1 protein-coding gene is annotated in these 1,272 nt (G+C 62.2%); it reads right to left on the bottom strand.

What is annotated here, in order from left to right:
• Positions 1–1,272, bottom strand: a 1,272-nt coding sequence (locus tag AC1DUO_RS25090; protein WP_477989393.1) for a hemagglutinin repeat-containing protein, incomplete at both ends; no start/stop codon positions are given.

The following is a 1,272-nucleotide window of genomic DNA, read 5'->3' as shown; positions in this document are numbered from 1 at the left end:
GTACTGGCTTTCCTGTGCGGTGGTGATATTCACATCCCGCCCGGCGTTCAGGGCCAGGTCGCCGGTGGCCTGTACTTGCGCGGCCTGTGTCGTAATGTCACGCCCGGCGGCAATGCTGGTGCTTACGCCGCTGACCACCGCTGTCCCTTCCTGCCCCACATTCTCGCGGATACTCACGCTTTTACTGCCGTGGGTTTCGCTGTAGGTGCTGGTCTGATGCGCGTTCAGGTTGACGTCGCGACCGGCGCTGAGTGAGGCGTTGAGATCGGCGGTGAGTTGCGCCGCCTGCGAGTTAAGGTCGCGCCCGGCGCTGAGCGTCAGGTCACCGCCGCTGCTCACCACCGTGCGGGTGGCGTTGTTGCTGTCAGCCTGATTTTTGCCGCTGGTCTGATGGCTGCTCTGATCCATCGTGTTGAGATTGATGTCGTTGACTGCCGCCAGCGTGGCGTCGCCTTTGGCGGTGACGGCGCTGCCCGCCACGGTCAGGTCGTGTCCCGCGCTGGCCGATAAATTACCGCCCGCGCTGACCGTGCTGGCCTGGCTGTCGGTGGTCTGTGTACTGCTTTTCGCCGTGGTTTTGCTGGTGCTGAGCGCGTTGCCAGTGATGCTGATATCGTTCAGCGCCACCAGTTGCAGGTCACTGCCCGCCGTGAGTCGGGCACCGGTGTTGTTGATGTCGTGACCGGCGGTAAGCGAAAGCCCGTCAGTGGCCGAGATACCGGCCACGTCGCCGGTCTGGGTCTGGCTGAAGGTCAGCTGAGACGTTTTGCTTTTGCTGGTGGTCGGCGCGGCCGTCCACTGCTGCGCCTGCGTGACGTTATTGATGTCGCCGCTGACCGAGGCCAGTGCCACGGTCTGTCCGCTAATCGAAGAACCGATATTATTGATATCGCCCAGCGCGCTCAGCTGCAGGCTGCCGTTAGAAGCAATCAGCCCGGCGTTAAGGTTATCCAGCGAACTGCTGCTTTTTGCCGCCAGTTGCGTCTGGGCCTGCAGGGTACTGCCCGCGTTGACGATATGCCCGGCGTCGAGATTGACGGTGTTCCCGGAAATCACGCTGCCGGTCACCGCGTGGGTGTCGTTAGCAGAAAGATAGAGTTTAGGTGCCAGAACCGTCTGGCCGTTGACGGTGGTTTTTTCCCACCAGACGATGCTTTTGGTCAGCGCCGCGACCTGTTCCGGCGACAGGCTGACGCCCAGTTGCAGGCCCAGACCGGCCTGCTGTTCGGCGGCGTTATCAATCAGATACTGCATCTGCGCGAGGTCTGACCC

The organism is Rahnella sp. P4_A8 (assembly GCF_056402435.1).
Note: the sequence above shows the minus strand (reverse complement) of the source record. Positions and strands in the feature narration are given on the sequence as shown.